Below are 25,330 nucleotides of genomic sequence, written 5' to 3'. Positions count from 1 at the left end.
CCGAACACCAGAACGTCGGCATCTTCTACCAGGTCCGCATCACCGGCGGCCAACTCCGACCCGAGCCGGACGGCGAAACCGTCGAGTCGACCTGGACTCCGATCCCCGACGTCGCTTCCCTGCACCGGTCATCGCTGGTCGACATCGGCTTCGCCCTGGCGCAAACCCTTCCGGTAACCGGCCACGTCGCCCCTGTGCCGGTCGGCGGCCTGATCCAGCACTGAGCACTACTGTCCGAAGCTCACCCCCGCCTGAGCTGCCGGAGTGTCTTGTGGCCGAGGTGTGGCCAGTCGTGACTCGACATGAGTAGTCGCTCATGAGACACTATTCGAACGTTTCGAAACGTATTTCGGAACGTTCGAATCTGCTGCCGTCCGTTCAGGTGAGGAGGTGCCGCATGACCGCAGAAGTACTCGAGGAGAGGACCTATATCCCGGCCGAAGGGCAGGAGGGCCTCGCCACCGTCCTCAGCTTCCTCGATGCGCACGAACGGAGCCAAGGCACTCGCGCGCAACCCAACTACGCGCTGGTCGGCGTAGACGAGCACGACCGGATCGAACTCCCGCGGGAAGTGCACCAGGCACTGAAACAAATCGTGGCCGCGATGCGAGCGGGCAAGGCAGTTACCGTAGCGCCCCAGAGCATGACGTTGACGTCTCAACAGGCTGCGGATCTACTCGGTGTGAGTCGGCCGACGGTGAAGCGGCTTATCGAGAAAGGCGAGCTGCCAGCGGAGCGCATCGGCACCCGGCACCGGCTGCTGCTCGATGACGTTCTGAAGTATCGGGAAGTTCGCAGGCAACGGCAGTACGCTTTCCTGGCGGAGACTTCGGTCGATCTCGACGCCGAGGAAGATCCGTCAGTGATCCAACAGCAGCTTCGCGAGGCCCGCCGTGCTGCCGCAGAACGGCGAAAGAGCAAGGGCTGAAACAATCCCGGCATGTTCGCTGTCGTGCTGGATACGTGCGTGCTGTGGCCGAGTCTGCAACGCGATTTCCTGCTGTCACTAGCAGTCGAAGGCTTGTACCGGCCGCTATGGTCCAGCACGATCCTCGAAGAGCTGGAGTTTCACGAAGCCCGCAAGCTAGTCGCGCGAGGTGAGGATCGACGCAATGCCGAGACGCGTGCTCACCGCCTCATCGAGCAGATGGGCTCGGCCTTCGATGGTGCCCTCGTGGAAGGCTGGGAACCCCACGAGGGCACGTTCGGTCTTCCAGACGCCGACGACGAACATGTGATCGCCGCCGCTGTAGTCGGCGGCGCCGGCGCTATCGTCACCGACAACGTGCGTCATTTCCCACAATCCAAGGTTCCGAAGCACATTCAGATTCTGCGGCCTGCGCAGTTCGCGGCTGATACCGTCGCTGTCGCTCCCGGCACTGCACTCCAAGCTGTCGAGGCCATCACCGGTCGCCGCCGCAATCCGCCCGAGAGCGTCGAGCATGTTCTGGAGACTCTGGTCAGCCGTTACGGGATGGTCGAGGCAGTCGAACTGCTCCGAAGCGGTGCCTAACTGTGGTCGCGGAGCAGCGGTACAAAGGCTGGTTGAACGGCGACTACACCTATGAGGAGGGGGCGACCGGAACTCCGAGCAGGTCGGCAATGACGGTGGGTACTGCGCCGAACAGGTCGTTGTTCTGATCGGCCGGGCTGCCATGGGTGTGCGCGGCGACGGAGAAGCCTGGGCCGAACGAGGCCGAAGCGACTTCGGGCGGCGCCATATCCGACCAACCCCATTTGGTGCCCTGCACACCGGGCAGCAGGGCGGTGCCCCAGTTCTGCTCGGTGCCGTCGGCGGCGGTGGGTGCGGCGGTGGCCATCCAGCCGAGGATCGGTGAGCCGGGGTCGGTGCGCTGTTTGGTGTCGAGGAAATCGGCTAGGTCGGCGGTGCTGGTGGTGGAGGTGCTCCAGCTCGTGCCCGGTCGGGTTTCTTCGAGTCCGTATTCGGCGGCGACGGCCGCGATCGCCCCGGGGTACTTGGCTTCGACCGCGTCGGCGGCGGCGTCGTCGGAGTAGCGGATCATCCGCTCGCCGTAGGCGTGGTCCTCGGCCGAACCGTCGCCATGGCGCAGCGCGTAGTCGGCGAGGTAGAGCTTGGCCATCGACAGTGCACTGCGCGTCTGAAATTCGTTCGCCGTTCCCCACTGGAAGCCGAACGGCGTGCGCACCGATATGGCGGTGCGCGGGGGAGTCGTATCGCTCGTTGCGCTGGGTGGCGCCGGTTCGGGGGACGGTGCCGCGCTCACGGCAGGTGGGGTGAGGGCCCAGCATGCGCTGGCGGCAAGTGCCGCTATCGCCAAGGCTCGGTAGCTCATGGTCTGTCTCCTGAGTGGCTGGAGTGATAGTCGTGCCCTGCGGTCATGCCGTAGAGAGGGACAGATCAGCGGTAGGCCGCAACCCGTCGACCCGGCCGGGAGTGATCACCGCGAGCTCGTAGTCGTGGCGGACGCCCGGCTGCCACTGGCCGCCCGCCAGCGGCACAGTGGCGATGTTGGGGACCGGCCCGCTGGTCCAGTCCAGCCGCCCGGCGAGGGTGTGTACGTTGGTCCGCTTCATCGCGGCGGCGATCGAGGCGGTATCGGCGGGGTCGTCCGCTGTGCGCAGCGCGTGGACGGTGACCTCGAACAAGGCGTGCGCGAGACCGAGGGGTTGCAGCCATTGCCGTCCGCTCCACTGCTCGTAGGCTTCGGCGTATTCGGCGGCGGTGCTGCCGTCGAGCGACGACCAGTAGGGGTGGGCGGGCGACCAGTAGACCAGCGTGCCCACGTTCGCCTGTGCGGGCGGACCGTCGGGGCCGGCTGCGCAGGGCGGGTAGGCGAGCCAGCGGGAACACGTGATCAGACGGGGCCGCCAACCCACTTCGGTGGCGCGTGCCCGGAACAGGCCGAGATCGCGGGCGGTGGCGGCGCTGGTAACGATGTCGGCGTCGGCCTCGCGGAAAGCGTTCAGGTGAGTGTCGAGGGTAGCGGCCGGCTCGTGATAACCCTCCGGGTCGACGAGTCGGTAGCCGCGGTCCCGCGCTACGGGAGCGAAGCCGCGCCGGTCGTCGCGAGACCAATTTCCCTGCGGCCCACCGTTCCACAAGCATCCCACGACGTGGGAAGTCCCGCAGGTATGCTCCCAGAGATCAGCGAAGATCTCGGCGATATCGTCCAAACCCCAGCAGAAGTGGAAGGTCCGCTCGAAAGGCCGGTTGTCGGTGGCGCCCCGCCCGTAGTAGTAGACCTGCCAGGGGAAAGTGCTCGAGATACAGGTGACGCCGAGCTCTTCGCAGCTGTCGGCGACAGCGGGCAGAACCTGGGTACCCGCCAGGGTGAGCACAACGACCGCCCCCTCGTCACGGACGAGTTCCGCGACGGCCCGTCGGCCGCCCTCGGCAGTTGAGGTGCTGTCCCGGCTCACCAACCGTATCCGGTGCCCCCGGATAGAGATGCCCTCCAAGCTCGGCGCCAGATACGACATGGCGAAGTCCACCGGATCGCCCAAACTCGCCAACCTGCCGGTGCGAGCGACTACTACGCCGATGGTGAGGGCTTCGTGACCTGCTGCCACATTCCCGAATGCGGGGCCGTCTGCTCCGACGCCCCGGCCCAGGTTGCTTACCTCCACGACATGCCCTTTCGGTGAAAGTGTCGTGCACGGCCAACTGTTGCGCCCGGTGTTCGGTCACCGACCACCTTCCCTCGTTGCGGAGGATCAAACTCATTGCGCACGCTGCACCGAGGGGCTGTTCTCGAGGTGTGATCCGCCTGCCAGCCACGCCAGTAAACGGCCTTGTGACCAGCAGCGGAGAAGCCGCCACCGCCATCGCCATCTCCGCTTCGAGCCCCGCCGTTCGCTCCGGCTGGTCCGGCGGTAGGCAGGCGCGCAACCATCGGGCTTCATTCGGGTCGGTCACGTCGACCGGGTCAAGGTCGATGCCGCGCCCACCCGGCGCGCCGCCTCGGCAATGACCGGATACAGCACTGCGCAGTGTCCGGTTTCGTTGCTCCGCGTCTTCCAGCGTGCAGGGATGGCGCCAGCAACAACAGCGTAAAGAACGCGTTGAACAGCGCTAAGGGTCAGGCTGATAGCGCGATACTCGATGCGCGAGGTAGCGGCCTGACCCAACAGGAAGCACAACGAGGTCTTGGACGGTTCCTTGGGGCGAATCCGGATAAGATGAAATCGATTCGAATAGTAGGCGATGGCTGGGAAATCGTCTGGCCATGAGGAATTGGACTTGAGCGCACACTACGAGATCTTCACCAAGCCATCCAACAATGAGTTGGACCTGATCGAAGATATACAACGAATCACCGGAAAAGGGGCCGAAGACTCGATTTCAAGGAATGGAGGAACCGGGTACCTGTTCGACCTCGGAAATTACATTATCGATGTCGAACTAACTCACGATTACGACGATGACTATAGGATTCCATTCTCGAAGTATCCGATAGTCGTCACCATCAGAGACCTGGACTCCGATAGGCGCCGCGAAGAGTCGACGGCCAGGAAATTGTTCGAAGCCCTGCACAGGGAGGGTAGATACAATGGAGTGCTGGTGTACGATTTCCGCCAGCTTCTGGCCGAGCGTTGAGCAAGGCGTGGTCCTGCAGTTCACGCCACACCCTACCGCTGTCTCTCGCATGCCTTGGCGTCATCGCCTGCAACTTTGTCGGGTCCGCCATCGGTCCTGGGGGCCTGCAAGCATAAGTCGGGGCGCCGGGCGTCCCGGAGATTTCTGTTCTTGGGGAGACAGCTCAGTCTTTCTGGGTAGATGCGACATGGTCCAGCGAAAGCTGAATTCCCGACGCAGTAGCTGAACAGCACTCTCGCTGCGATCAAGAGTGAAGCGTCTAACGACCCGTAAGTCAGGAAAGCTAAAAAATACTCACGGATGGACGATTCAGAAGTGACCAACTCACCGATCGGCGGACCCGCAGCGGGTAGGAAACCCCACATCGCCCTAATCGTCTATGAAATGGGGAAAGTCGGTGGTCAGGGTGTGTACTACCGCGAAGATTTCGTACTGGTCTGGGCTGAAGATCCCGATCAGGCGAGGGGCCTGGCCAATGAGCATATCGACCGTGAGGTGACGGAGTCCGAAGACGGCAGTTATGTCAAACTTTATGCCGTGATCGACGTGAACGAGGTGATCGATCCACTGGATTCGGCTACCACAGTTGATCTGTACTCGCGGCATTTCGCCAGCATCGATGACTACAAGTCGTTCGAGATGTTCCTTGGGGGCAAGGAACCTTTGGCCTAGTTGCGGCCGCCGGCGGCACCGACAACGACAGTTCTGAACATCCTTCCGGTGACAGCGGCAGAACGGGCGGAACGTGAATGGCGCACGCGGTGCCGAGGGAACTGTTGCTGAGGTGTAACCAGCAGTGACTCGAATCTCGCCACTGTGCGGGCGGAGTCAGGATGTCTTCAGCGACACCTCGAACCGCTGGCCGACCTCACGGCGGCCAGGTTCTCACTATCTCGCCCGGTAGCGCCATCGTGGAGCCACGATTGAACCCTACAAGCAGGGATCGACTCAACCGTATGGGCTGCTGCTCGTCACCTGATGGTTGGTCCTTACATAACACGAGGTGATCATGGAGATCGCAGCAGCCCAAGTGCCCGCGGAATCCGATGAGGACCGCGTCATCACAACTGAAAATGCCGTGGTACTGCTTGACGGCGCGAGCGCCTACGAGCCAGGGACCCAACCGGCCGGTGATTATGTTGATGTGCTCGGCAATCAGCTGAGTACACGTCTTACTGATGGTGCCGATCTTCCAGTCGTACTGGCCGAGGCCATCCAGGCAACAGCGATACGGCTCGGGCTGGAGCCGGGCAAGTCACCCTCCAGCACCGTGGTAATCGTGTGGTTCAACAAACAACTCCTCGAAATTCTGGTACTCGGTGACTCGGCCGTCATCATCAGGTTTGCCGACGGCTCCGAAGAGGTCATCGTGGACGACCGCTTAGCCCAACTCGGCATCCCGGAGGCCGACCGATACCGACAGCGACTCTCTGCCGGAGCTGGTTTCGACCACCAACACCACCAATTACTTCAAGCCCTGCAGCGTCGAGAACGCCAGCATCGCAACCAGCCTGGCGGATATTGGATCGCCGAGGCCGAGCCTTCCGCCGCCGCCCATGCGATCACTCGGCGCTATCCCCTCCGGTTTGTCTCCTGGGTGATCGCAGCAACAGATGGTGCTTTCGAGGTCCTGACCGCACTAGGCATTCCTTGGCAGCGGATCGCCGACTGCTCAGCCGAAGAGCTCCGAGCCCTTCTTGCCTTCTGCACCGACTGGGAGGCCAATAGCGACCCGGACGGACAAGCACTACCACGGTCGAAGCGTCACGACGACAAAACCATTGTCGTGGTTCGTCCTCGGCACGAGCCCGTCACCTAACAGAGTTGTTGCCGAATTTCGCCATCTGGGATTGAGCTGGCTGGCTGCGGCATCATCGGCTGGGGCCGGGCACAGAGTGCATAGAAATCGTACGATCTTCAGCTCGGAGGTGGCACATCCTGTCCCTTGCGAACTGCCCTTTTATGCATCACCCGGCGCAGAGCGTTGAGCGCTGCGGAATTCAGTTCGTCTGGGAACGTAGGTGGTGGGTCGAGCTGCAACACCACCCAGCGAAGAATATTGCCTTCATGTACTGCTTCATCGATCTCATGTACTAGTTCCAACATTTGGTCGGCGAGCGTTTCGACATCAACCACTGCCACCTCATATTCTTCGATCGCCCTGCGCAGGCGGCTGCGGCATACGTAAAAGATGCGGTGGTCTTCGGGGCTGGTCCGAGGCCTGGGCGTGTAATCATCGAGCATATTGTGCACGCTCCAGTGCCCATGCACGTACAAGTTGCGCTGACCGTTCAGCTTTTTCGCTCTCGCAAGTGCATTTTCGAAACGCTCACAGTCCTGGAGCCTGAAGTCCTTGGTTTGTTTCAGCTCGCGCAGTATGGCTTGGCCGGACTGGGTGAGCCAATCAACGGACTGACCATCGAATATTATTGATGCGTCATCGATATCTGCGAGCCACGACACGAGCAACCGTAGGTGCGTCTCCATGAAGCCACTGTTGACGACGAGCCTGCCCAACGCCGGGTAGATATGGTCAAGGTTCGACGCCCCCTCATCTTTCATAGGGATACGATGCACGACTAGGGCGAGGAGAGCAGCTCATTTTGTAATATTTCGAGACCTCCGGCCGCGTGGCCCTGCTGACAATGCTGTCGAAGCGGTGATGCGAATACGCTGAGCTGAGGGCCTGGTGCGCCTACAGTGAGTATGTGTACGCACTCGTCGTGAGATTCGAACTGCAGGATGCTGATAAGGCCGCAGCTTTTGACCAGCTTGTGGAGGAGACAGTGCAGGGCATCATCGATCACGAACCCGGCACACTGGTCTACAGCACACATACTGTCGAGAGCGAGCCGCTGGCGCGGGTGTTCTACGAAGTCTACCGCGACCGAGATGCGTTCGAGGAACACGAACGGCAGCCGCACACCCGGCGGTTCCTCGATCAGCGCAGCAATTACGTCGCCGACTTCCGGGTCGAGTTCCTGACCCTGGCGGCCGCGAAGGGGCTACCCGCTGGCGAGTAATGGTCAGAGCCGGTCGGTGATTCCGCACCAGACAGCGAATCCATGCACTGTGTCCACCGTCCGCGCCTCAGCTCGTGCCAGGGCACGCACGGTCTCATGAACCATCGGGTTGTACCTGGTTTGTGACGGCGCGACGTTCTTTGCCGTCTGCAATGCGTTGAATGCACGACATCGGTCGCCGTGCAACAGGTAGGCGCGAGACAGATCGATGTAGTGGTGACCGGCCCGTTCTTTCGGCGCGTCTGCGGGAATGACCAATGAACGCGCGCGGTTGAGCGCTTCGGTACCGTCCATCGCTTCGACGGCGAGCGCCACTGACCAGATGTCGACGTTCGTGGGACCGAACGACAGGATCGGGTCGAGGTCATCACCAAGCCGGATTGCGGTCTGGCGAGCTTCGTCCAAGTGAGCATCGGCAAGGTCCTGCTTCCCGGACCGTGAGGCGGCCAGACCGGATTGCAAATGCAGCCCACCCCAGGAGATCAAGTCGTGGCGGCGACCGATGCTGAGCCGCGGTTCGATATCTGAGCGGCAACGTTCCAGGAAGTTGAGGGCGGCTGTCCAGTCGCCGCCGGAAGTCAGCAGAGCGGCGCGGTGGAACTGGCTGGCCGCGATCCACAACTGGTCGTTTGCCTTGTTCGCTGCCCACGCCAGCCGGTCGACAGCCACCGTGGCGAGATCTGTGTAGCCTAGCTTGTGAGCGAGGCTGTGCGATGAGTAGTACAGCTCGCACAGCAACGTCAGCGCCTGGTCCTGGTCGCGACCATTGCTGCGGTGCACTGCAGTGCGGACTTCGCCGAGTAGCGTCGGCAGCTCCTCGGCGAGGCGGTGGAACGCGGCAGCACGCCGCCACAGGCACACCTTCTCGACATCCGCCGCGACCTGTCGCAGAGGACGTACCTCCAGAACGTTGGCGTTGTCGATGTCGTAGGCGGCCAGTTCGGTGCGAAGCGCAGCGACCGCGGCGTGCACCTCAGTATCGGGACCCGGCGCAGGCGGGTACGGCTGCCCGGTGAGATCGGAGACACTGACGCGCAGCGCCTTGGACACGGCGCCGAGGAACGCGGGCGTGGCTGGGACCCGGCGCTGCTCGACCGACCGGACTAGACCGACCGATACATTAGCCTTCGTCGCGAGTTGTCGCTGGGTGAGTCCGGCCAGCTTCCGAGCTTGAGCAACGCGCGTCGCTACGCCACCACGGTCTTCGGTCATTGCGGTCACCCCTCTATCTAACGCTGCCCTGAGTGCTGAGAGTACGAAAAAGCTTCGTACTTCCTCAGATTGAATTCGGGCACAGTTTGGTCACCCGGCACAATCTCCCCGACATCTCGCTGGGGACTTCAAACGACACAACGACATCCAGTGAGGCAACAAGATGCCCGAATTGCTGGTTCTTTTCGCCGTCGCGGCAACTGTCACGATCGCTCTCGTCGGCACCATCTACACCCTGCCCTACACGCGAGCCGACTACGACGACAGCCAGTCGATGACGCTCACCGAAGCGCATACGGTGATGCAGCTACACCGCCGCTGCAACCTCAACAGCTGTGACCGCAAACTTGCCGCCGCTCGAACCCTCTACAACGCCGGGCATTTCATACCGGACCGGCGCATAGAAGGGCTCGTCCGATGAATGCGGTCGCGACACCGGCGCAGATCAATCGGTGGCGGCTGCAGAAATGCGGTGATCACGGCCGATCCGAAAGCCTCGAAGAGGCGCGGTATCTGCTTGCTGCGCATGCCGGGCATGGTGGGTGTGAGCGCTACCTGCACAGCCTTTCGTATGCGGCGACGGTGATGTGATGGCCAGTCGCGAACCTGAATTTCAAGGGATGGTGCAGCATCACGACGGCAGCTGGTATGCCGTTGGCACCGACGGTCACCCTCTCGATCCCGACGACGAACCCCGCTATATCGATGGCGAGGTCGAGGAGTGAGGGATCGAGCCCGCCTGCGCGCCACCGCCGACCGCATGAGCACAGCACCCAGATATCTCGGCGTCACCGCATTCGCGACGATCGCCGGGGTGGCTCCGGTCTCCCTGTCACGGTGGCGGATCGACGGTCCCATTTGGGTACCCGGCCCGGACGTGGTGCTCGGCGAGCGGAGGCGCTGCGGGTGGGCGGCGGAATGCGCGGAAATGTGGACGATGTCAGGCTGCCCCGTCGAGCGTCCTGAGCCGACCGCGTATTGGGATACGGCGCAGATGCGGCGCTATTACGGGCTCTCGTATGAGCTGCTGTGGAAGTGTGTGGTCGAGGACAAAACGTTGCCGATGCCTGCGGTGTGGGTGGATGACCAGCCTGGGTGGGTGCGGCCCCTTCCTGGTGGCTCCGGCTCATCTGCCTGACCGCCGCTGAAACTAGAACATGTTTCTAAAAACCGCTCCTTCTGTTGGCTGCTCGTGTCATGATCGGCCCTGGATTGCTGCCGTCGAGCGGCACCTCACCCAGGGGCAAGGGCTGCTCGACGCGTCGAAGACAGAACGGACTGGGTATGGGATTCCTCCGGGCCGAAATGCCGGTGCTCGATATGGCGGAATGGAGCAAGGGCAGCAGAGCGGAGAAGATTCGCCCGATGGCCAGACACTGGGCCGAGGTCGGGTTCGGGACGCCGGTTGTGCTGCATCTGTTCTATGTCGGCAAGATCGCGCTCTATGTGCTGGGGGCGTGGCTGTTCGCGCTGGCGACCGAGGGTATCGACGGGTTCACCGATGTCGGGTCGTGGTGGTCCGAGCCGATCGTGTTCCAGAAGGTCGTGCTGTTCACGATGCTGTTCGAGGTAGTCGGGCTCGGCTGCGGGTTCGGGCCGCTGAACAACAGATACTTTCCGCCGATGGGGTCGATCCTGTACTGGCTGCGGCCGCGCACCATCCGGTTGCCGCCGTGGCCAGGGCGGGTGCCGTTCACCGCGGGCACGACTCGGACACCGGTCGAGATACTGCTGTACGCGGCGCTGCTGATCATGCTGGTGGTGGCGTTGTTCTCCGACGGCACCGGCCCGATCCCGGCGCTCGACACCACTGTCGGGGTGCTACCGACATGGCAGATCGTGGCGATACTCGTGATCCTGGCCGTGCTGGGGCTGCGCGACAAGGTGATCTTCCTGGCCGCTCGCGGTGAGGTGTACGGCACTTTGGCGGTCACCTTCCTGTTCGCCGGTGTGGATATGATCGTCGCCGCGAAAGTGGTCTTCGTCGTGATCTGGATGGGCGCGGCGGTATCCAAGCTGAACAAGCATTTCCCGTTCGTGGTGTCGACGATGATGTCCAACAGCCCGGTCATCCGGCCGCGGGCCATCAAGCGAATGTTCTTCGAGCGTTTCCCCGACGACTTGCGGCCGGGGCGGCTGTCGCGACTGTTCGCCCATGGCGGCACCGCGGTGGAGATGTGCGCGCCGCTGGTGCTGTTCTTCAGCGGCGGCGGGTGGCCGACCACGATCGCCGCGATAGTGCTGATCTGCTTCCACCTGGTGATCCTCACCGCGATACCGATGGGCGTGCCGCTGGAGTGGAACGTCTTCATGATCTTCGGGCTGCTGACACTGTTCGTCGCCCACGCCGATGTGCAGGTCACCGATCTGCACAACCCACTGCCCGTGGTGATCCTGTTCGTAGTGATCGCGAGCATCGTGGCACTCGGTAACTTGTTCCCGCGCAAGATCTCGTTCCTGCCCGGAATGCGGTATTACGCGGGCAACTGGGACACCACGCTGTGGTGTATCAAGCCATCGGCGACCGAGAAGATCAGCAACGGCATCGTCGCCATCGCGAGCATGCCTGCCGCCCAGCTGGAACGACGTTTCGGCAGTAAGGAGGCGGCGCAGATCCCGCTGTATCTGGGATACGCGTTCCGTGCCTTCAACACCCACGGCAAAGCCCTGTTCACCCTGGCGCATCGCGCGATGGCCGGGCAGAACGAAGACGATTACACCATCACCGACGGTGAACGCATCTGCTCCACCGCCATCGGCTGGAACTTCGGCGACGGCCATATGCACAACGAACAGTTGATCGCCGCGCTACAGCAACGCTGCGGATTCGAACCCGGTGAGGTGCGGGTGGTGCTGCTCGACGCACAGCCGATCCACAGGCAGACCCAGCGTTACCGGCTCGTCGACGCTGCAACCGGCGAATTCGAAAACGGCACGGTCCGGGTCGCCGATATGGTGACACGCCAGCCTTGGGACGACGACGTACCCGTATACCCGTCTCGCGGCTGACTGCATCACTCGCGGCGAACCCGCGACCGAAGGTGCTGCCGCATCGCCTTGGCGGGGTTCCGGTGGCCAACCGGGTCGTGGCCTCGGTACGGGCTTGCGGGCCGGTCATGATTTTCAGCTGTTCGAGGTCGGCGAGGTAGTGGTCGGCCATGGCGAGGTCGGCGATCGGTGAGCTGTCGTTCGTTGTCGGCGAGCGCGGCAGCGAATCGTCGTCGAAGGGCTGGTTGTGCCGGAATCAAGCATCGCCAGTAGGGATGGCCAGCTGAAACGTTCGGATCGTTTCGAGGAAGGCCTTGGTGGCGGGGGAGGGGTTGAATGTGCTCCAAACGAGCCATTCGATGCGGCCGGGCCCGTCGGTGACAGCGATCGTCGCAAGACCGGGCAGGCCGGAGGCGACGGCGGAGGGCAGCAGGGCGATGGCGAGGCCTTGCGCGACAATGCGGGCTATCAGGTCGGCGGTGGCTATCTCGAAGGCGACATCGCGGGTGAGGGCGGCGGCGGCGAAGGCTTGATCGCTTTGGGCGCGGCCGGGAGAGTCGGCGGGGAAGTCGACAAAGGTTTCCTCGGCCAGTCGACGCAGGTTCACCTTTTTTCGCCTGGCCAGTGGGTGGTCGACGGCGGTGACAGCGACGTGGCGGTCGCGGCCGAGTTCGTGGGCGTGAACACCACGCGGGTGATCGGATTCAGGTAAGCCGAGGAAGGCGACGTCGAGGTCGCCTGCGCGGACCTGGGCGGTGAGCTCGTCACTGGTCCCGACCCGCAAAGCGATCCGCACCATGGGATGTTGCTCGCGAAAGCGGTGCAGGGCGGCGGGAACGTCCAGCGCGGCGGCGGTCGGGATAACGCCGATCCGCAATTGGCCGCGCACCTGTCCGGCAGCGGCGGCGGCTTCGGCTGCGGCCCGTTCGGCGGCCTCCAGGCATTGGCGGGCGGCGGGCAGGAACGCCTCGCCCGCGGCGGTGAGCTGGACGCGGCGGCTGGTGCGGGCGAACAGTTGCACGCCCAACTCTCGTTCCAGGGCGGCGATCTGGTGACTGAGCGCCGACTGGACGACGAAACATTGCTGGGCGGCACGAGTGAAATTCTTCGTTTCCGCCACCGCGACGACGTACCGCATCTGTTGCAGCTCCATCGAACAATCGTGAAATGAGATCGATGGAATGACAAGTATGCGTTGGACTCATCAATGCTGATCCGGTGAAACTTCAGAGGTGATTACGACAGCCGCCCCACCTCTCCCGAACACGCTCGGCCGCACCGCATTCCCGTCACGGGCTGCGATCATCGCCGCGACCGCCCTCGCGCCCGCCGTCTGGGGTACCACCTACGTGGTGACCACCGAGATGCTGCCCGTCGGCCACCCGATGTTCGCAGCCCTGATGCGTGCGCTGCCTGCCGGACTGCTCGCGCTGGCGATCACCCGGACATTGCCGCGCGGCTCCTGGTGGTGGAAGGCGAGCATCCTCGGCGTGCTGAACATCGGAATGTTCTTCCCGCTGTTGTTCTTCGCCGCCGAACGCCTCCCCGGCGGGGTGGCCGCGACGCTGGGGGCCGCGCAGCCGATCGTGGTGGCGGCCCTCGCCGCCATGGTGTTGTCGGAACGGCCGACGGTATGGCGGCTGTCGTGGGCGGTGGCCGGGGTGGCCGGGGTGGGGCTCGTGGTCATCGGGCCGGGCGCAGGATTCGATGTGGCCGGTGTACTGGCCGGCCTCGCGGGGGCGGTCGCGATGGCTCTCGGGGTGACGCTCACCAAACGGTGGGGTCGGCCCTCCGGTGTGGGGCCGATGGCGGTCGCCGGATGGCAACTCATCGCGGGCGGCCTTTTCCTCCTGCCGCTCGCCCTGCTCGTGGAGGGCGTGCCCGCCGGAATCGATGCCCGAGCGGTACTGGGGTACGCGTGGCTCGGCGTGGTGGGCGGCGTCATCGCCTACACCCTGTGGTTCCGCGGTATCGGCGCGCTGCCCGTCACCTCCACCGCCCTGCTCGGACTGCTGTCGCCTCTGGTCGCCGCCGTGCTCGGTGTCGTACTGCTCGGCGAGTTCTTCAACCCCATCCAGATGGCCGGTTTCGTCTTGGCTCTGGCCGCTTTGCTGGCCGGGCAGATCACGCCCGGCCGCATCTCTTCGAAAGGACATTCGGCATGAGAATCACTGTTATCGGCGCAACCGGCATGGTCGGCTCGCGAGTTACCGGTGAGGCCGCGCAGCGCGGCCACCTGGTTACCGCGGTCTCTCGGGGTTCGAGTTGCGGCGCTCGCGGGTCTCTCCGCGGTCACACTTCGCTACCGTCTCCGGGGGCGGTTACCGCAGTGGCCGCCGACGCGGGCGACCGGAACGCCGTGCGTGAACTGCTCGCCGGATCCGATGCCGTGGTTCTGAGCGTACGGGCGATTCCGGGAGAAGAAGCCCTACCGGAGGTTACCGCGACGGTGCTCGATACGGCAGTGGAATCCGGTACGCGCGTAGTGGTCGTCGGCGGGGCCGGGCCGCTGCGCTCACCTGGAGATGCGAATCTCCTCGTCGTGGACGATCCGGACTATGTGCCGGAGCAGTGGCGGGCTGTCGCCGAGGCGAGTGTCGCCCAGTTGCGCACCTGCGAGAAATACCCGGCCACCAACTGGACCTACCTCAGTCCGCCCGCGATCCTCGAACCCGGCACCCGCACCGGTACTTACCGCAGGGGCACCGACACTTTGCTCACCACCTCGGACGGCAGTTCGCACATCAGTGTCGAAGATTTCGCGGTCGCGGTGCTGGACGAGCTCGAGAATCCAAGCGTCGGAACGCGGTTGACCGTGGCTTACTGACGGCCGATGTGCATCGTGCCTCGGGTCGACGCCGGTGCTGTTCAACCGGTGACGATCGGCACCAGGTAGGTGCGGGCGAAATCGGCGAGGTCTTCGTCGGAGTCGATGGGGATCATGCCCTGCGGGCCGAGGACGAACGAGTGCACGATGCGGCACACCACTTCGGCGCGGTTCAGCAGATCGGGTGGTTCGGTGAGCAGGCCTGCGTCGGCGGCGCGGCACAGGGCGGTGTGGATGGCCGCGACCGACATGGCGAAGACGGGGGTGCCTTCGATGGTGATTTTGGGGAGGATGCGGTCGGGTTCGAGGGCCAGCATCCGGTTCGCCAGGGGGTGTTCGCGCCAGCGGGTCATCACCATGACGAAGAATTCCGCCATCAGATCGCCCAGGTCGGTGTGGCGTGCGGAGATCGCGTCGAGTTCGGTCAGCACCGCCGCTACTTCGCGGCTGGCCACCGCTTGGACGACGTCGTCGCGGGAGCCGATTCGCCGGTAGACCGTCACCCGGTCCACCCCTGCCTGGCGTGCGATGTCTTCGATGGTCGTTTTCTTGACGCCGAACTCCCCGAACCGGACGAGCGCCGCGTCCAGAATGCGGGCCTCGACAGAGTCGTGAAGCCCCGGTGAAGACGGAAACGCAGCGGACATGGACCAACGCTAGCAAGGCCGCTGGGCCAGCGGGTTTATCGCTCAACCTGCTGCAACATTGAAATACAAAATGTTGCGCTGTACATTCGGGTAATGGTGCAGCAGACCCGCGCATCGGAGCGCGACTACCGCGAGGAATCGCATGCGATCAACGCGCGCGATGTGCATTTCGACTTCTCGTCCGTGCCGATGCACTACATCCCGGGCGAGGTCTTGGCCACCCACATCATCAACGTGATGCACCTGGTGCTTCCCGAAGGCGAACGGGCAATGGCGCAGGCGCTCGGCGAAGCACTGCCCTATATCGACGACGAACGGCTGCGGGAAGAAGTGGCCGGCTTCGTCGGGCAGGAAGCAATGCACGCCAACAGCCACGAGGGCGCGCGCAAACATCTGCAATCCATCGGGCTGGACGTCGATTCGATGGTCGAGAAGTTCAGCTGGCTCGTCGACCGCGTACTCGGCGACCACGGGCTCACCGGTCGTGCGAAAGAGGAATGGCTCAAGGAACGGCTCGGCCTGTTCGCCGGGATGGAGCATTACACCGCCGTGATCGGCGAATGGCTGCTGGACAACGACCGGTACGAAAAACTCGGCATGGACCCGACGATGCTGGATCTGATCCGCTGGCACGGTGCCGAAGAAGTCGAGCATCGCAGCGTCGTCTACGACGCCTACATGCATGTAGACGGCGGTTATCTGCGTAAAGCGCGGACGGCGCTGGTGGCCAGCACCGCGTTGCTTGCCACATTTCTGCTCTCGTCGGCCTATCTGTACGCCAAGGACCCGACACCGAAGAAGGGCCCATCCTGGCCGTGGCAATTCCTCAGCGCGACCGCACGCGGAGTGATCCCCAAATTCACGATCTTCGCCACCGAGATCCCGCGCTATCTGCGTCCCGGGTTCCATCCGTCGCAGCTCGGGTCGATGGACAAGGCGTTGCGTTATCTGGCGCATTCCCCGGCCGCTCGCGCGGGTGAGCCGGGTGATTCTTGATGGGCACGACCACGCCGCCGTACGGTCTGCGCGCGATCGGCGCCGTGATGGACGCCTACAAACTGCTTTTCGTGGCCAACCCCGCCGCGGCGTTGCTGTCGCGTCCGAAACCGGTACGTCGCAGCGGGTTCGAACGCGAACTCGTGGTCCGTGCAATACAGCGGGAAGCAGTCGACGTGGTCGAGGTGACTCTCGCCGCGCCGGACGGTGGCGAACTGCCCGCATGGAAGCCGGGATCGCATCTGGATGTGTTCCTGCCCTCCGGGAAGCAACGCCAGTACTCGCTGTGCGGCGACCCGGCCGACCGGTTCAGCTATCGGATCGCGGTGCGCCGCATCGCGGACGGCGGCGGTGGTTCCCGCGAGGTGCACGAACGGTTACGTGCCGGCGACCTGGTCCGTATCCGCGGGCCCCGTAACGCCTTCACTTTCGTCGACGCGCCGTCGTATCTGTTCCTCGCCGGCGGTATCGGGATCACACCGATCCTGCCGATGGTCCGGGCAGCGGGCAGCCGCGGCCTGCTCGTGTACACCGGGCGTACCAGGGACACCATGCCCTTCCTCGACCGGCTTCCCGCCGACGCCGATATCCGGCCCGACGACGAATTCGGCACACCCGATGTGCCCGCGCTGATCGCCCGCGCCGCACCCGGCGCCGCGGTGTATGTCTGCGGTCCACCGCCGATGCTGGACGCCGCGGCGCGCAGCATGTTCCACCTCAACCCGACCGGTTCGCTGCACATCGAACGTTTCTCGGCCCGCCCCGTGGTCGACGGCCGCGAGTTCGATATCACGCTGGCCCGCAGCGGCCGCACCATCCGCGTGGGCGCACAGGAGACCGCGCTCACCGCGATCCGCCGCGCTCTGCCCGGCGTCGTCTACTCCTGCAGGCAAGGGTTCTGCGGCAGCTGCAAGGTGGCGGTGCGAGCGGGCGAGGTGGACCACCGCGACCGCATCCTGCCCGCATCCGAACGCGGCACCCACATGCTCACCTGTGTCTCTCGGGCAGCCCGCGATTCGCTTGTGCTCGACCTGTAGCCCATCTAGCTCGGCGAAAGGCTGGGAAGACCACGATGTCCACGATCGAACACCGCAATATCGTGATCGTTGGGGCCGGTTTCGGCGGTATCGGCTTGGCGATCAAACTGCGCGAAGCCGGTTTCGGTGACCTGGTGATCCTCGAACGTGCAGACGACCTGGGCGGCACCTGGCAGGCCAACACCTACCCCGGGTGCGCCTGCGATGTTCCCTCCCACCTGTACAGCTACTCGTTCGCGCCGAACCCGAACTGGTCGCGCATGTACGGCAAACAGCGCGAAATCCTCGCCTACCTGCGCCGGGTAGCGGCCGAACACGGGGTGGTGCGCCATATCCGCTACCGCGACGAACTGTTGGACGCCCGCTGGGACACCGACAACAACCGATGGCAGCTCGAAACCGCCCGCGGCAAGCTCACCGCCGACTTCCTGATCTCGGCGACCGGTGTGTTCGCCGAGGCCAAATACCCCTCGCTGCCCGGGTTGGACACCTTCGCGGGCACAACGTTTCACTCCCTGCACTGGGATCATGAGCACGACCTCACCGGCGAGCGGGTCGCGGTGATCGGCACCGGGGCATCGGCCGTGCAGTTCGTACCGGAGATCCAGCCGGCAGTGGCCAGGCTGACCGTGTTCCAGCGGTCCGCCCCGTGGATCGTGCCGCGAATGGACCGCAAAACCAGCGGTGTGGAGCGGCTGCTGCTGCGCAACCTGCCGATGGCGGGCAAAGCGGTCCGCGGCACCTGGTACACCCTGCTGGAAGGTTTCGGGCTGGTCGGTTTCGTCGACAACCGGTTCCGCCACCCTTACGAGCTGCTCGGCAGGTGGCAACTGCGCCGCCAGATCCGCGATCCCGAACTGCGCAAGAAAGTCACCCCCGATTACGTGATCGGCTGCAAACGCGCCATCTTCTCCGACGCCTACCTACCCGCGCTCGACCAGCCCAACGTCGATGTGGTGACCGACGGGATCGCCGAAGTGCGGCCGCATTCGATCCGCACCCGCGCCGGCGACGAGATCCCGGTCGACACCATCATCTTCGGCACCGGTTTCGAACCGATCCCGGCCGCGTTCGACCGCATCATCGGCCGCGATGGGGTGTCGATCGCCGCGCAGTACCGGGAGCAGCCCCGGTCGTATCTGGGCACCGCGATGGCGGGTTTCCCTAACTTCTTCGTCACCCTCGGCCCGTTCGGGGCCGCCGGTAACCAATCAGCGATCTACATGATCGAATCGCAGATCACCTATATCGTCGATGCGATGCGGAAGATGCGTGCCGAGGGTGCCCAACGGGTGGAGGTCAAACCCGAAGTGCAGGCTGCGTTCGTCGACGAAATGGCCGAGCGCAGTAGGGACACCGTCTGGCTCACCGGCGGCTGCCACACGTACTACACGACCCCCGACGGGAAGAGCAATGCCGGGCTCTACCCCAGCTGGAGCTTCGAATACCGCCGCCGCACTGCCCGATTCGACCACGAAGCCTATGAGGTGACCGCTTGATGGATATCGGCTGGTTCAACCCGCTCAACCTTCTCGCGGGCCCGTCCTACGATGTCCGGGGGAAAACCGCGCTGATCACGGGCGCCGGGCAGGGCATCGGCCGCAAGGTTGCCGATATCCTGTATCGCCGCGGCGCATCCGTGGCGCTGGTGGACGTCGATGCGGCGATGGCGGGGCGGGCGGCGTCCGCGCTGGGGGAGCGCGCTTATTCGATCGCCGCCGATGTCGCCGATCGAGCAGATATGCAGCGGGCGGTCGAGGAAACGGTGCGGCGGTTCGGCAGGTTGGATGTGGTGGTGGCCAACGCCGGGGTGACGCCGCGACCTGCGACACTGCGGACCATGGACCCGGACGAGTTCGACCGGGTGATGGCGATCAACCTCAACGGGGTGTTCAACACGGTGCGGCCAGCACTGGACTATGTGGTGGCGGCGCGCGGACATGTGGTCGTGGTGTCGTCGTGTGCCGCGTTTGCACCCGGTATGGGCGGTTCGCCGTACATGGTGAGCAAGGCGGGGGTCGAGCAGCTCGGCCGCGCGCTGCGTGTAGAACTCGCCGCGGTCGGTGCCAGCGCAGGCGTCGCCTATTTCGGCGTGGTACAGACCCAGATGACCCGCAATATGCTCGACGAGGACGAACTCGGACAGGAACTCGACGGCTACCTGCCGTGGCCGCTGAACATCCGCATCACCCCCGAGGAGGCGGCACGCACCATCGCCGACGGGATCGCCCGCCGGGCCGCGCGCACCATCGCGCCCGGCGGATGGGAGCCCTACGCGCTGCTACGCGGGGTGGTGAACGTGGTGCTGGACAGCAGATTGGCCAACGACACCGGTCTGCACCGACTGATCCGGCAGCTGGAACAGCGGGGGTAGCAACGCGGCGGACGCAGGTGCCTCAGCGTTCGGGATCGGGTGAATGCCAGGCTGGATCGCGACCGAGGAATGCCATCAGTTTGTCCTGCGCTGACGCGTCCTCGGCGACGGGCACGGCCGGGCCGAACTGTCCGCTGTCCCGCAGCATCTGTTCCATGGGCGCCATGCCGGCCAGGGCGTCGGCGCACCGTTGTTCATCCAGATCGGGTTCGCGGCCGAACGCTTTGGCCAGGTCCCAGGTATGCATCCAGATATCCGGGGTGTAGAACTCGTCGAGCGCCACGTCCACCGGCTTGTCGCCGATATGCGGATTGCTCAGCACCCGCTCCGCGGGCTCGTCGAGAATGGCTTGGATGTCGGTGACGTGCTGCTTCCAGGCCGATACGGGGTCGGTCGCGACGTCCAGCGCAGGCAACGCTATCCCCGCGCCGTGGAGGAAACCGCGCGACCACTCGATCAGATGCTTCACGATATCGAGCGCGGTCCATTCCACGACAGGACTGGGCCGCGACCAGCCCTCGGCGGGCGCTGATTCGACCAGCGCGGTGAACCGAGCGGCATCACGGGCGTGCTGCACCGCTGGGACCGGAGTCGCCGAGATCATCTCAGGCTCCTTTCGCGAGCAGTTCGTCGAGCTTGTCGTAGCCTTCCTCGACTCCGGTGCTCATCCCGCTGGCCAGCATGCCGTCTCGGGTTGCGAAGTCCGCGACCACGCTGAGCGTTTCCAGCCGGGTCTGCCCCGGCGCGAGCTCGGTGAACGTCAGTGTCTCCAGGGCGACCCCGTCGGGCTCGCCGTCGTAGGTGAAGGTCCACACGATGCGTTCGTTCGGTCGCACTTCATGGAAGCTGCCGTAGAAGGAGGCGATTTCCGTGCCGTCCTGGTCGTTGGCGAAGGCCCACGCGCCGCCGGTGTGCGGCTCCCATCGGGTGATCCGCGTGCTGATCGCGCGCGGGCCGATCCACTGGGCATAGAGCTCGGGGTCGACATGGGCGCGGAACACCTGCTCGGGGGCGGCGTTGAATTCGCGGATGATCCGGATCGTCGGGACCTTCTCGTCCGCGATGATCTCGGTGTCGTGCCGGGTTGTGGTCATGATGCGTCCTTCGCGCGTTCGGGTGTCGATTCGTTGTCGTCGGTCATACGGTCCAGCAGGGCGTCGAGCCGCTGGTAGCGTTCCTGCGCCTTCCGGCGGTAGCGCTCGATCCACTTCGTCATCAGGTCGAACACTTCCGCGTCCAGATGGACGGGCCGACGCTGGGCGTCTTTGCTCCGCGTCACCAGTCCCGCCTCCTCGAGCACCTTGATGTGCTTGGAGACCGCCTGGAGGCTCATGTCGTACGGTTTGGCCAGCTCACCGACGGTTGCGTCGGCGTGGGCCAGCTGGGACACCAGATTTCGCCGAGTCGGATCTGCCAGTGCCGCGAATACGCGGTTGAGCTGTTCTGAGTTCTCGTCCACTGAACTTCCTCAACTACTGGGTTGAATAAAGACTAGGTCGCTGCCCAATTATTTGTCAACCATATGGTTTAGCTCGAATGGGTTGATGGGAGGCCTGGGGCCGCGGCCGTACTCCCGAGCCCAGCGCCGCCCCTGCGGTTCAACGCCAGGAGGGGAGCTCGGGCAGCGCCGCCGGGAAATCAGCGCTCGCGCCACGACCGATGAGCCACGCCAGCAGATCGGATGCGGGAGCCGCAATGGTGCGTTCCGGGGTTCCCGAGCCGAGCACGGCCGTGAAACCGGTGTCCACCGACCTGATCTCGAACGATTCGGTTACGGAGCGGCCGAGGTCGGCGGCGACATCAGGCAGGATGCGCGCGACGAAATCGGCGGGCCAGTCGCTGGGGGAGTAGCCGGCGTTCAGGTCGACGTGATGAATTTCCAGTTCTTGCCACCGCATCCACGGAATCTGCGACGCCGGAATCGGCCTGCCCTGCCTGGTGCGGACCTCGGCGTTCCACTGCTGCACCGACAAAGTCTGCGCCAAGCCGACCAGTCGACCGGTGGACTCCACCAGATCGGCGCGCTGCTCCGAGAGCGGCCGGGGCGCGCCCTCCTCGATATCGGAATCGCGCAGGAAAGCGCTGGCGTACTGCGGGGTTTCGACACCGGTCCGCGCCCACAACAGCAGATTCACCAGGCTGTCGGCGTTACGCGACAGATGAGCCAGGACATGTCCGCGCGTCCAACCCGGCAGCAGCGACAGTTCGCGAAGTGCGTCGTCGTCGAGGGTGTCCACCGTGCGAAGGAGGCGCTCGGTCGCGGCCATCACCTCGACGAGCTGCTGATCAGTGGTTTCGGTTGCGTCGCTGGTCACAGAGGAACCCTAGCGAGTGCGCAACGGTGTGCACACAACGATTTCGCCGACCGGCCAGCTGCCGGGTCAGCGGTCCAGCGCGCTTTGCACCCGATCTGCCGCGGCAACCGGGTCCTCATGCTCCCAGACGCGGACGACCCGCCACCCGGCGGCAGCCAACGCCGCGTCGGTCATCCGGTCGCGTTCCACGTTCCCCGCCAGCTTGGCCGCCCACCATTGCGCATTGTTCTTGGGATCGGTGGCGTGCTGCGGGCAGCGGTGCCAGAAACAACCGTCCACATAGACGACGACACGCAGCCGGGGAAAAACCAGGTCGGCTCGTCGCCGCTGGCCTCGAATAGGGGCGCGGTCGACAAAATAGCGGAACCCGCGGCGGTGTAGTTCGCGGCGTAGGGCGAGCTCGGGGGCGGTGCCGGAACGACGTTGCCGTGACATTCGCGCGCTGGTCGCGGCGTCGGTGACCGGGCGGGACGCCTTGCCGCTCATGCCGCCCAACCGCCCATACGCCCGAGGTGGGACTGCACATCCTCGAGGAAGCCGGGCGGGAACCGCAGGGTTCCCATACCGGTGCGGCGCAGAAATCCGGCGGTGGCGCGCGCCGACAACAGTCGCGAGTCGGTGAGGAAGTCGCCCAGGTTCTCGTACGGTTCGTGCACCGGCCATGTCGATACCGGGATCTGGAAGACCTGGCTGTTGTGGCCCCACGCGGCGACCGGCCAGGCGCGGCCGGGTGGCAGCGGACGCTCGTCGACGGCAACATCGATCGGTTCGGCCAGGCGCGCCCCCACCCACGCCGCCATGCGCACGCTGACCGCATTGCCGACCAGCTTCCACCGATGACCCTGCCGGAAACCGGGAACCTCCAACGCGGGCGCGGTCCAGCCGGCGTCGAAACCCTGGAGCCGTTCACCGTCCACGATGCCGGGAGTGACTATCTCGCCGGACGGCAGCCGTACCGCGGGCGGGCTCGCGATACCGAGGCCGGAACCGCCTTTGAGGGTGGGGACCGCGTTCACCGCCCAGCCGAGCCCACGCACCCCCTCGGTCCAGTAGAAACCACATGGATCGTGGGCGGGGTCGCCGACAGTGCGCGGGCCTGCGTCCTCACCGAACAGGACCGGGCGCGGGTCCTCGGTACGCGACGCCAGCATCAGCACGCGGTTACGGCGCTGCGGCAGGCCGAACGAGCGCGCATCCACCACCCGGTAGGCCCACGTGTAGCCCAATTCCTCCAATGCGCTGGTGATATGCCGCATCGCAGCCCCCCGGCCGAGCTGCAGCATAAACGGGACGTTCTCGATCAGCAGCCATCGCGGCCCCCGTTTACGCCGGACCAGCCGGAACACTTCGTCCACCAGACCGGAACGCGTACCGGTGATCCCGGCGGTCCGCCCGGCCTGGGAGAGGTCCTGGCACGGGAAACCGGCGGCGACCAGTTCGACCCCTGCGGGTAGCGCGCGCAACCGGGTGATATCCGGGTACAGCGCGGTCCCGGGAAAACGCGCGGCCAGCACCGCCTGCGCGCCCGAGTCGATCTCGCACAACAATTCGGTGTGCCAGCCCTGCCTGGCCAGCCCGAGTTCGAGCCCGCCGATCCCGGCGAACAGCCCGACCATTCGCGCGCTCACGACATCCTTTCCCTCACCGACCCGCCCTGCCACCGAAGTGCAGGTTACTCGAGTCTTGGCCGGTACCAACGCACGCCGGTCCCTGGCCGCAGGTATAGCGCGCCGACCACGTACCGAGCTGCGGCGCCAGGAAAAGCCCGGACCGGAAACGACGATCGGACGTATTCGACGCAGTCGGCCCGCGGTGCGGCACGCGCCGATCTAGAGCAGCCGCGTCGACTGGGCTGTCACCCGCGTCGCTTACGGTAGATACGTGACCCATGTGAGCGATGAAGGCTCGGGCCCGCAGAGCCGTCAGGCGTCAACAACGCAGAGCCGTCAGGCGTCGTCGACACAGAGCCGCGAGGCGCCCTCCGGGTGGCCTGCGGTGCTGACCTGGCGCGCGCACGATGCCTCCCGGATGGAGTCGGTCCGCGTGACGATCAACGGCCAGCGTATCCGCGCGGCAGGCCGGATCGTCGGCGGGGAAAGCGCAGAACATCCGGCGTTCAGCGCCTCTTACGACCTGGTCACCGACGAGAACGGGGCGGCGACCCGCCTCTCGCTGCGCAGCACAACCGCGGGCGGCGAACGCCATGCCTCGATCGCACGGGACGAAGAGAACTACTGGCTGGTCGACGCCCCCGGCACCCACATCCGCTCCACCTTCGGCGGAGCCAGGGACGTGGATGTGGTGCTGAGCCCGTTCTTCAATACCCTCCCGATCCGCCGGTTCAGCATGCAGCACGCCGTGGAAGACGTGGAGATACCGGTGGTCTATGTGCGCATACCCGAGCTGACGGCCCAGGAAGCCGCCCTCGTGTACAGCAGCGCCAGCGACGGCATCAGCGTGCTGTCGCCGGTGTCCAGCGCCACCCTCACCGTCGACCCCGAGGGGTTCGTCCTCGACTATCCAGGCCTTGCGCAACGCATCTGACCGTTATCGGTTGCTCGGGACCCGGCGCAGGTCGCACGGCGGGCATCGACGCCGATTCCGCCGAATGCCGTTCCACACTGCGGCAGTGTGGAACGGCGTCCACGAGCCGATGATCACCCGCTCACACCGCATCGGGCGGGTATTCGCCGCCGCCGACCGGCGCCACGGCCCCGACGTGTTCACACCGCTGTACCTGGCACTGGGTGCTCGTCTGCATCCGTACAGGCCACACACCGACGCCGATGCTGCCGTCATCTCCGCGCTCGCCGCGACCGGACTCGACTCCACCCTGGTGGCCGCACTCGACGATCCTGCTCACGATGCCGCAGTCGAACTCGCTCACCACGCCAGCCAAAAAGCGCTCGGCGGCACCGGCGGCAGCCCTATCATCACCATCGACGGTCGCGGCTTCTCCGGCCCCGTACTCATCGCACCACCGCCCCCGCGTCGCGCGGTCGAACTGCTGCACGCACTGGTCACCGCTGCGACCACTCCCGGATTCGCCGCGCTGCACCGCCCCTATCAAGGGCCGCCCGCCTTCACCACCGAGGATGACTACTGATGTGTTACCCCGTTCCATGCCGCGCCTGCGGCAAAACCACCTGGGCCGGCTGCGGTGCCCACATCGACGCCGTCCGCGCCACGATCCCGCCACGACAATGGTGTCCCGGACACGACACCCCTACCGATCCGCCGCCGCAACGCTCTCGCCGTCGCTGGCTACGCTGAGCCCGCGCTCTGGGGAACAGTTGCCTGCGAACACTTCGATGCTCGGGACTTGCCGGGAC

33 protein-coding genes and 2 pseudogenes are annotated in these 25,330 nt (G+C 65.0%); 22 read left to right on the top strand and 13 right to left on the bottom strand.

Annotation, left to right across the window (positions count from 1 at the left end; translation table 11 throughout):
* The 3 genes and pseudogenes from B0T44_RS21380 to B0T44_RS21370 all read left to right on the top strand — a co-directional run.
* Positions 1-224 (top strand): annotated as a pseudogene (locus tag B0T44_RS21380) (NUDIX hydrolase); the annotation flags it as partial.
* 173 nt (positions 225-397) lie between these two features.
* Positions 398-928, top strand: a complete 531-nt coding sequence (locus B0T44_RS21375) for a helix-turn-helix domain-containing protein (RefSeq protein ID WP_077120767.1) — start codon at positions 398-400, stop codon at positions 926-928.
* A 12-nt stretch (positions 929-940) separates the two neighbouring features.
* Entirely contained in the window at positions 941-1,513 is a 573-nt protein-coding gene (locus B0T44_RS21370; RefSeq protein ID WP_077120769.1) for a PIN domain-containing protein, read from the top strand.
* A 49-nt stretch (positions 1,514-1,562) separates the two neighbouring features.
* Here the strand turns inward: B0T44_RS21370 and B0T44_RS21365 are convergent, their stop codons facing one another.
* The 3 genes and pseudogenes from B0T44_RS21365 to B0T44_RS28230 all read right to left on the bottom strand — a co-directional run.
* Positions 1,563-2,315, bottom strand: coding sequence for a hypothetical protein (locus B0T44_RS21365; RefSeq protein ID WP_077120771.1), 753 nt, complete (start codon positions 2,313-2,315; stop codon positions 1,563-1,565).
* Between the two features lie 43 nt (positions 2,316-2,358).
* Positions 2,359-3,609, bottom strand: a complete 1,251-nt coding sequence (locus tag B0T44_RS21360; RefSeq protein ID WP_217697553.1) for an ABC transporter substrate-binding protein — start codon at positions 3,607-3,609, stop codon at positions 2,359-2,361.
* A gap of 223 nt (positions 3,610-3,832) precedes the next feature.
* Positions 3,833-3,898 (bottom strand): annotated as a pseudogene (locus B0T44_RS28230) (hypothetical protein); the annotation flags it as partial.
* A 74-nt stretch (positions 3,899-3,972) separates the two neighbouring features.
* On the opposite strand from B0T44_RS28230, the gene B0T44_RS28615 reads away from it, so the two are divergent.
* The 4 genes from B0T44_RS28615 (at position 3,973) to B0T44_RS21340 (ending at position 6,398) form a co-directional block, all read left to right on the top strand.
* Positions 3,973-4,212 carry a CdiA C-terminal domain-containing protein gene (locus tag B0T44_RS28615; RefSeq protein WP_367947004.1) on the top strand — a complete coding sequence of 80 codons (240 nt, stop codon included), beginning with the start codon at positions 3,973-3,975 and terminating at the stop codon, positions 4,210-4,212.
* Positions 4,213-4,222: 10 nt separating this feature from the next.
* Positions 4,223-4,579 carry a hypothetical protein gene (locus B0T44_RS21350; protein WP_139347980.1) on the top strand — a complete coding sequence of 119 codons (357 nt, stop codon included), beginning with the start codon at positions 4,223-4,225 and terminating at the stop codon, positions 4,577-4,579.
* A 300-nt stretch (positions 4,580-4,879) separates the two neighbouring features.
* Complete coding sequence (locus B0T44_RS27305) at positions 4,880-5,251, top strand: DUF4288 domain-containing protein (protein ID WP_077120779.1); 372 nt, start codon at positions 4,880-4,882, stop codon at positions 5,249-5,251.
* A 337-nt stretch (positions 5,252-5,588) separates the two neighbouring features.
* Positions 5,589-6,398, top strand: a complete 810-nt coding sequence (locus B0T44_RS21340; protein ID WP_077120870.1) for a PP2C family serine/threonine-protein phosphatase — start codon at positions 5,589-5,591, stop codon at positions 6,396-6,398.
* Between the two features lie 98 nt (positions 6,399-6,496).
* On the opposite strand, the gene B0T44_RS21335 is transcribed toward B0T44_RS21340, so the two are convergent.
* Positions 6,497-7,141, bottom strand: a complete 645-nt coding sequence (locus tag B0T44_RS21335) for a hypothetical protein (protein WP_077120781.1) — start codon at positions 7,139-7,141, stop codon at positions 6,497-6,499.
* A 146-nt stretch (positions 7,142-7,287) separates the two neighbouring features.
* On the opposite strand from B0T44_RS21335, the gene B0T44_RS21330 reads away from it, so the two are divergent.
* The gene (locus B0T44_RS21330; RefSeq protein ID WP_077120783.1) at positions 7,288-7,602 is read left to right on the top strand and encodes a putative quinol monooxygenase; all 315 of its coding nucleotides are present in this window, start codon (positions 7,288-7,290) and stop codon (positions 7,600-7,602) included.
* A gap of 3 nt (positions 7,603-7,605) precedes the next feature.
* On the opposite strand, the gene B0T44_RS21325 is transcribed toward B0T44_RS21330, so the two are convergent.
* Positions 7,606-8,814 carry a helix-turn-helix domain-containing protein gene (locus B0T44_RS21325; protein WP_077120872.1) on the bottom strand — a complete coding sequence of 403 codons (1,209 nt, stop codon included), beginning with the start codon at positions 8,812-8,814 and terminating at the stop codon, positions 7,606-7,608.
* A 163-nt stretch (positions 8,815-8,977) separates the two neighbouring features.
* Between B0T44_RS21325 and B0T44_RS21320 the strand changes: the two genes are divergently transcribed.
* From B0T44_RS21320 to B0T44_RS21310, 5 genes are all read left to right on the top strand, one after another.
* Positions 8,978-9,235 carry a hypothetical protein gene (locus B0T44_RS21320; RefSeq protein WP_077120785.1) on the top strand — a complete coding sequence of 86 codons (258 nt, stop codon included), beginning with the start codon at positions 8,978-8,980 and terminating at the stop codon, positions 9,233-9,235.
* Positions 9,232-9,405 (top strand): hypothetical protein, encoded by a 174-nt coding sequence (locus B0T44_RS27300; RefSeq protein ID WP_175648127.1) that lies wholly within the window; start codon positions 9,232-9,234, stop codon positions 9,403-9,405. Before B0T44_RS21320 ends, B0T44_RS27300 begins: the two co-directional genes overlap by 4 nt.
* Positions 9,405-9,539: a hypothetical protein gene (locus tag B0T44_RS28225; protein ID WP_254893701.1), complete on the top strand. Its 135-nt coding sequence runs from the start codon at positions 9,405-9,407 to the stop codon at positions 9,537-9,539. Before B0T44_RS27300 ends, B0T44_RS28225 begins: the two co-directional genes overlap by 1 nt.
* Positions 9,536-9,952 (top strand): hypothetical protein, encoded by a 417-nt coding sequence (locus B0T44_RS21315; RefSeq protein ID WP_077120788.1) that lies wholly within the window; start codon positions 9,536-9,538, stop codon positions 9,950-9,952. Before B0T44_RS28225 ends, B0T44_RS21315 begins: the two co-directional genes overlap by 4 nt.
* Positions 9,953-10,098: 146 nt before the next feature.
* Positions 10,099-11,823 (top strand): DUF3556 domain-containing protein, encoded by a 1,725-nt coding sequence (locus tag B0T44_RS21310; RefSeq protein WP_077120790.1) that lies wholly within the window; start codon positions 10,099-10,101, stop codon positions 11,821-11,823.
* Positions 11,824-12,058: 235 nt separating this feature from the next.
* Here the strand turns inward: B0T44_RS21310 and B0T44_RS21305 are convergent, their stop codons facing one another.
* Positions 12,059-12,955: a LysR family transcriptional regulator gene (locus tag B0T44_RS21305; RefSeq protein ID WP_077120792.1), complete on the bottom strand. Its 897-nt coding sequence runs from the start codon at positions 12,953-12,955 to the stop codon at positions 12,059-12,061.
* Positions 12,956-13,034: 79 nt separating this feature from the next.
* Between B0T44_RS21305 and B0T44_RS21300 the strand changes: the two genes are divergently transcribed.
* The gene (locus tag B0T44_RS21300; RefSeq protein WP_081512475.1) at positions 13,035-13,967 is read left to right on the top strand and encodes an EamA family transporter; all 933 of its coding nucleotides are present in this window, start codon (positions 13,035-13,037) and stop codon (positions 13,965-13,967) included.
* On the top strand, positions 13,964-14,629 hold the full coding sequence (locus B0T44_RS21295; protein WP_077120795.1) for an NAD(P)-dependent oxidoreductase: 666 nt from the start codon (positions 13,964-13,966) through the stop codon (positions 14,627-14,629). Before B0T44_RS21300 ends, B0T44_RS21295 begins: the two co-directional genes overlap by 4 nt.
* Positions 14,630-14,670: 41 nt before the next feature.
* Here the strand turns inward: B0T44_RS21295 and B0T44_RS21290 are convergent, their stop codons facing one another.
* Positions 14,671-15,276 (bottom strand): TetR/AcrR family transcriptional regulator, encoded by a 606-nt coding sequence (locus B0T44_RS21290; protein WP_077120797.1) that lies wholly within the window; start codon positions 15,274-15,276, stop codon positions 14,671-14,673.
* 93 nt (positions 15,277-15,369) lie between these two features.
* On the opposite strand from B0T44_RS21290, the gene B0T44_RS21285 reads away from it, so the two are divergent.
* The 4 genes from B0T44_RS21285 to B0T44_RS21270 are packed head-to-tail and all read left to right on the top strand — an operon-like array spanning position 15,370 to position 19,683.
* Positions 15,370-16,272: a metal-dependent hydrolase gene (locus tag B0T44_RS21285; protein ID WP_077120799.1), complete on the top strand. Its 903-nt coding sequence runs from the start codon at positions 15,370-15,372 to the stop codon at positions 16,270-16,272.
* Positions 16,272-17,309 (top strand): PDR/VanB family oxidoreductase, encoded by a 1,038-nt coding sequence (locus B0T44_RS21280; RefSeq protein ID WP_077120801.1) that lies wholly within the window; start codon positions 16,272-16,274, stop codon positions 17,307-17,309. The genes B0T44_RS21285 and B0T44_RS21280 overlap by 1 nt, the downstream gene beginning before the upstream one ends.
* A gap of 35 nt (positions 17,310-17,344) precedes the next feature.
* Entirely contained in the window at positions 17,345-18,808 is a 1,464-nt protein-coding gene (locus B0T44_RS21275) for a flavin-containing monooxygenase (protein ID WP_077120803.1), read from the top strand.
* Entirely contained in the window at positions 18,808-19,683 is an 876-nt protein-coding gene (locus B0T44_RS21270; protein ID WP_077120805.1) for an SDR family oxidoreductase, read from the top strand. The genes B0T44_RS21275 and B0T44_RS21270 overlap by 1 nt, the downstream gene beginning before the upstream one ends.
* 22 nt (positions 19,684-19,705) lie before the next feature.
* Here the strand turns inward: B0T44_RS21270 and B0T44_RS21265 are convergent, their stop codons facing one another.
* The 6 genes from B0T44_RS21265 to B0T44_RS21240 form a co-directional block, all read right to left on the bottom strand.
* Complete coding sequence (locus B0T44_RS21265; protein WP_077120807.1) at positions 19,706-20,287, bottom strand: maleylpyruvate isomerase family mycothiol-dependent enzyme; 582 nt, start codon at positions 20,285-20,287, stop codon at positions 19,706-19,708.
* A 1-nt stretch (position 20,288) separates the two neighbouring features.
* Positions 20,289-20,777 carry an SRPBCC family protein gene (locus B0T44_RS21260; protein ID WP_077120809.1) on the bottom strand — a complete coding sequence of 163 codons (489 nt, stop codon included), beginning with the start codon at positions 20,775-20,777 and terminating at the stop codon, positions 20,289-20,291.
* A complete protein-coding gene (locus tag B0T44_RS21255; RefSeq protein ID WP_077120811.1) occupies positions 20,774-21,142 on the bottom strand; it encodes an ArsR/SmtB family transcription factor in 369 nt (122 codons plus the stop codon). Before B0T44_RS21255 ends, B0T44_RS21260 begins: the two co-directional genes overlap by 4 nt.
* A gap of 139 nt (positions 21,143-21,281) precedes the next feature.
* Positions 21,282-21,998: a maleylpyruvate isomerase family mycothiol-dependent enzyme gene (locus B0T44_RS21250; RefSeq protein WP_081512473.1), complete on the bottom strand. Its 717-nt coding sequence runs from the start codon at positions 21,996-21,998 to the stop codon at positions 21,282-21,284.
* A gap of 66 nt (positions 21,999-22,064) precedes the next feature.
* Positions 22,065-22,484, bottom strand: coding sequence for a very short patch repair endonuclease (locus B0T44_RS21245; RefSeq protein ID WP_077120813.1), 420 nt, complete (start codon positions 22,482-22,484; stop codon positions 22,065-22,067).
* Complete coding sequence (locus B0T44_RS21240; protein WP_077120815.1) at positions 22,481-23,614, bottom strand: DNA cytosine methyltransferase; 1,134 nt, start codon at positions 23,612-23,614, stop codon at positions 22,481-22,483. The genes B0T44_RS21245 and B0T44_RS21240 overlap by 4 nt, the downstream gene beginning before the upstream one ends.
* 379 nt (positions 23,615-23,993) lie before the next feature.
* Between B0T44_RS21240 and B0T44_RS21235 the strand changes: the two genes are divergently transcribed.
* The 3 genes from B0T44_RS21235 to B0T44_RS28795 all read left to right on the top strand — a co-directional run bounded on the left by B0T44_RS21235 (position 23,994) and on the right by B0T44_RS28795 (position 25,271).
* Complete coding sequence (locus B0T44_RS21235; protein ID WP_077120817.1) at positions 23,994-24,542, top strand: putative glycolipid-binding domain-containing protein; 549 nt, start codon at positions 23,994-23,996, stop codon at positions 24,540-24,542.
* A gap of 85 nt (positions 24,543-24,627) precedes the next feature.
* Positions 24,628-25,104, top strand: a complete 477-nt coding sequence (locus B0T44_RS21230) for a mycothiol-dependent nitroreductase Rv2466c family protein (RefSeq protein ID WP_139347981.1) — start codon at positions 24,628-24,630, stop codon at positions 25,102-25,104.
* Positions 25,104-25,271 carry a DUF8730 family Cys-rich protein gene (locus tag B0T44_RS28795; RefSeq protein ID WP_497006532.1) on the top strand — a complete coding sequence of 56 codons (168 nt, stop codon included), beginning with the start codon at positions 25,104-25,106 and terminating at the stop codon, positions 25,269-25,271. Before B0T44_RS21230 ends, B0T44_RS28795 begins: the two co-directional genes overlap by 1 nt.
* The last annotated feature ends 59 nt before the right edge of the window (positions 25,272-25,330 follow it).

The sequence above is a fragment of the Nocardia donostiensis genome (assembly GCF_002081715.1).
Lineage (GTDB): Bacteria > Actinomycetota > Actinomycetes > Mycobacteriales > Mycobacteriaceae > Nocardia > Nocardia donostiensis.
The sequence above is the reverse complement of the archived record's forward strand: the minus strand, read 5'-3'. Positions and strand labels throughout refer to the sequence as shown.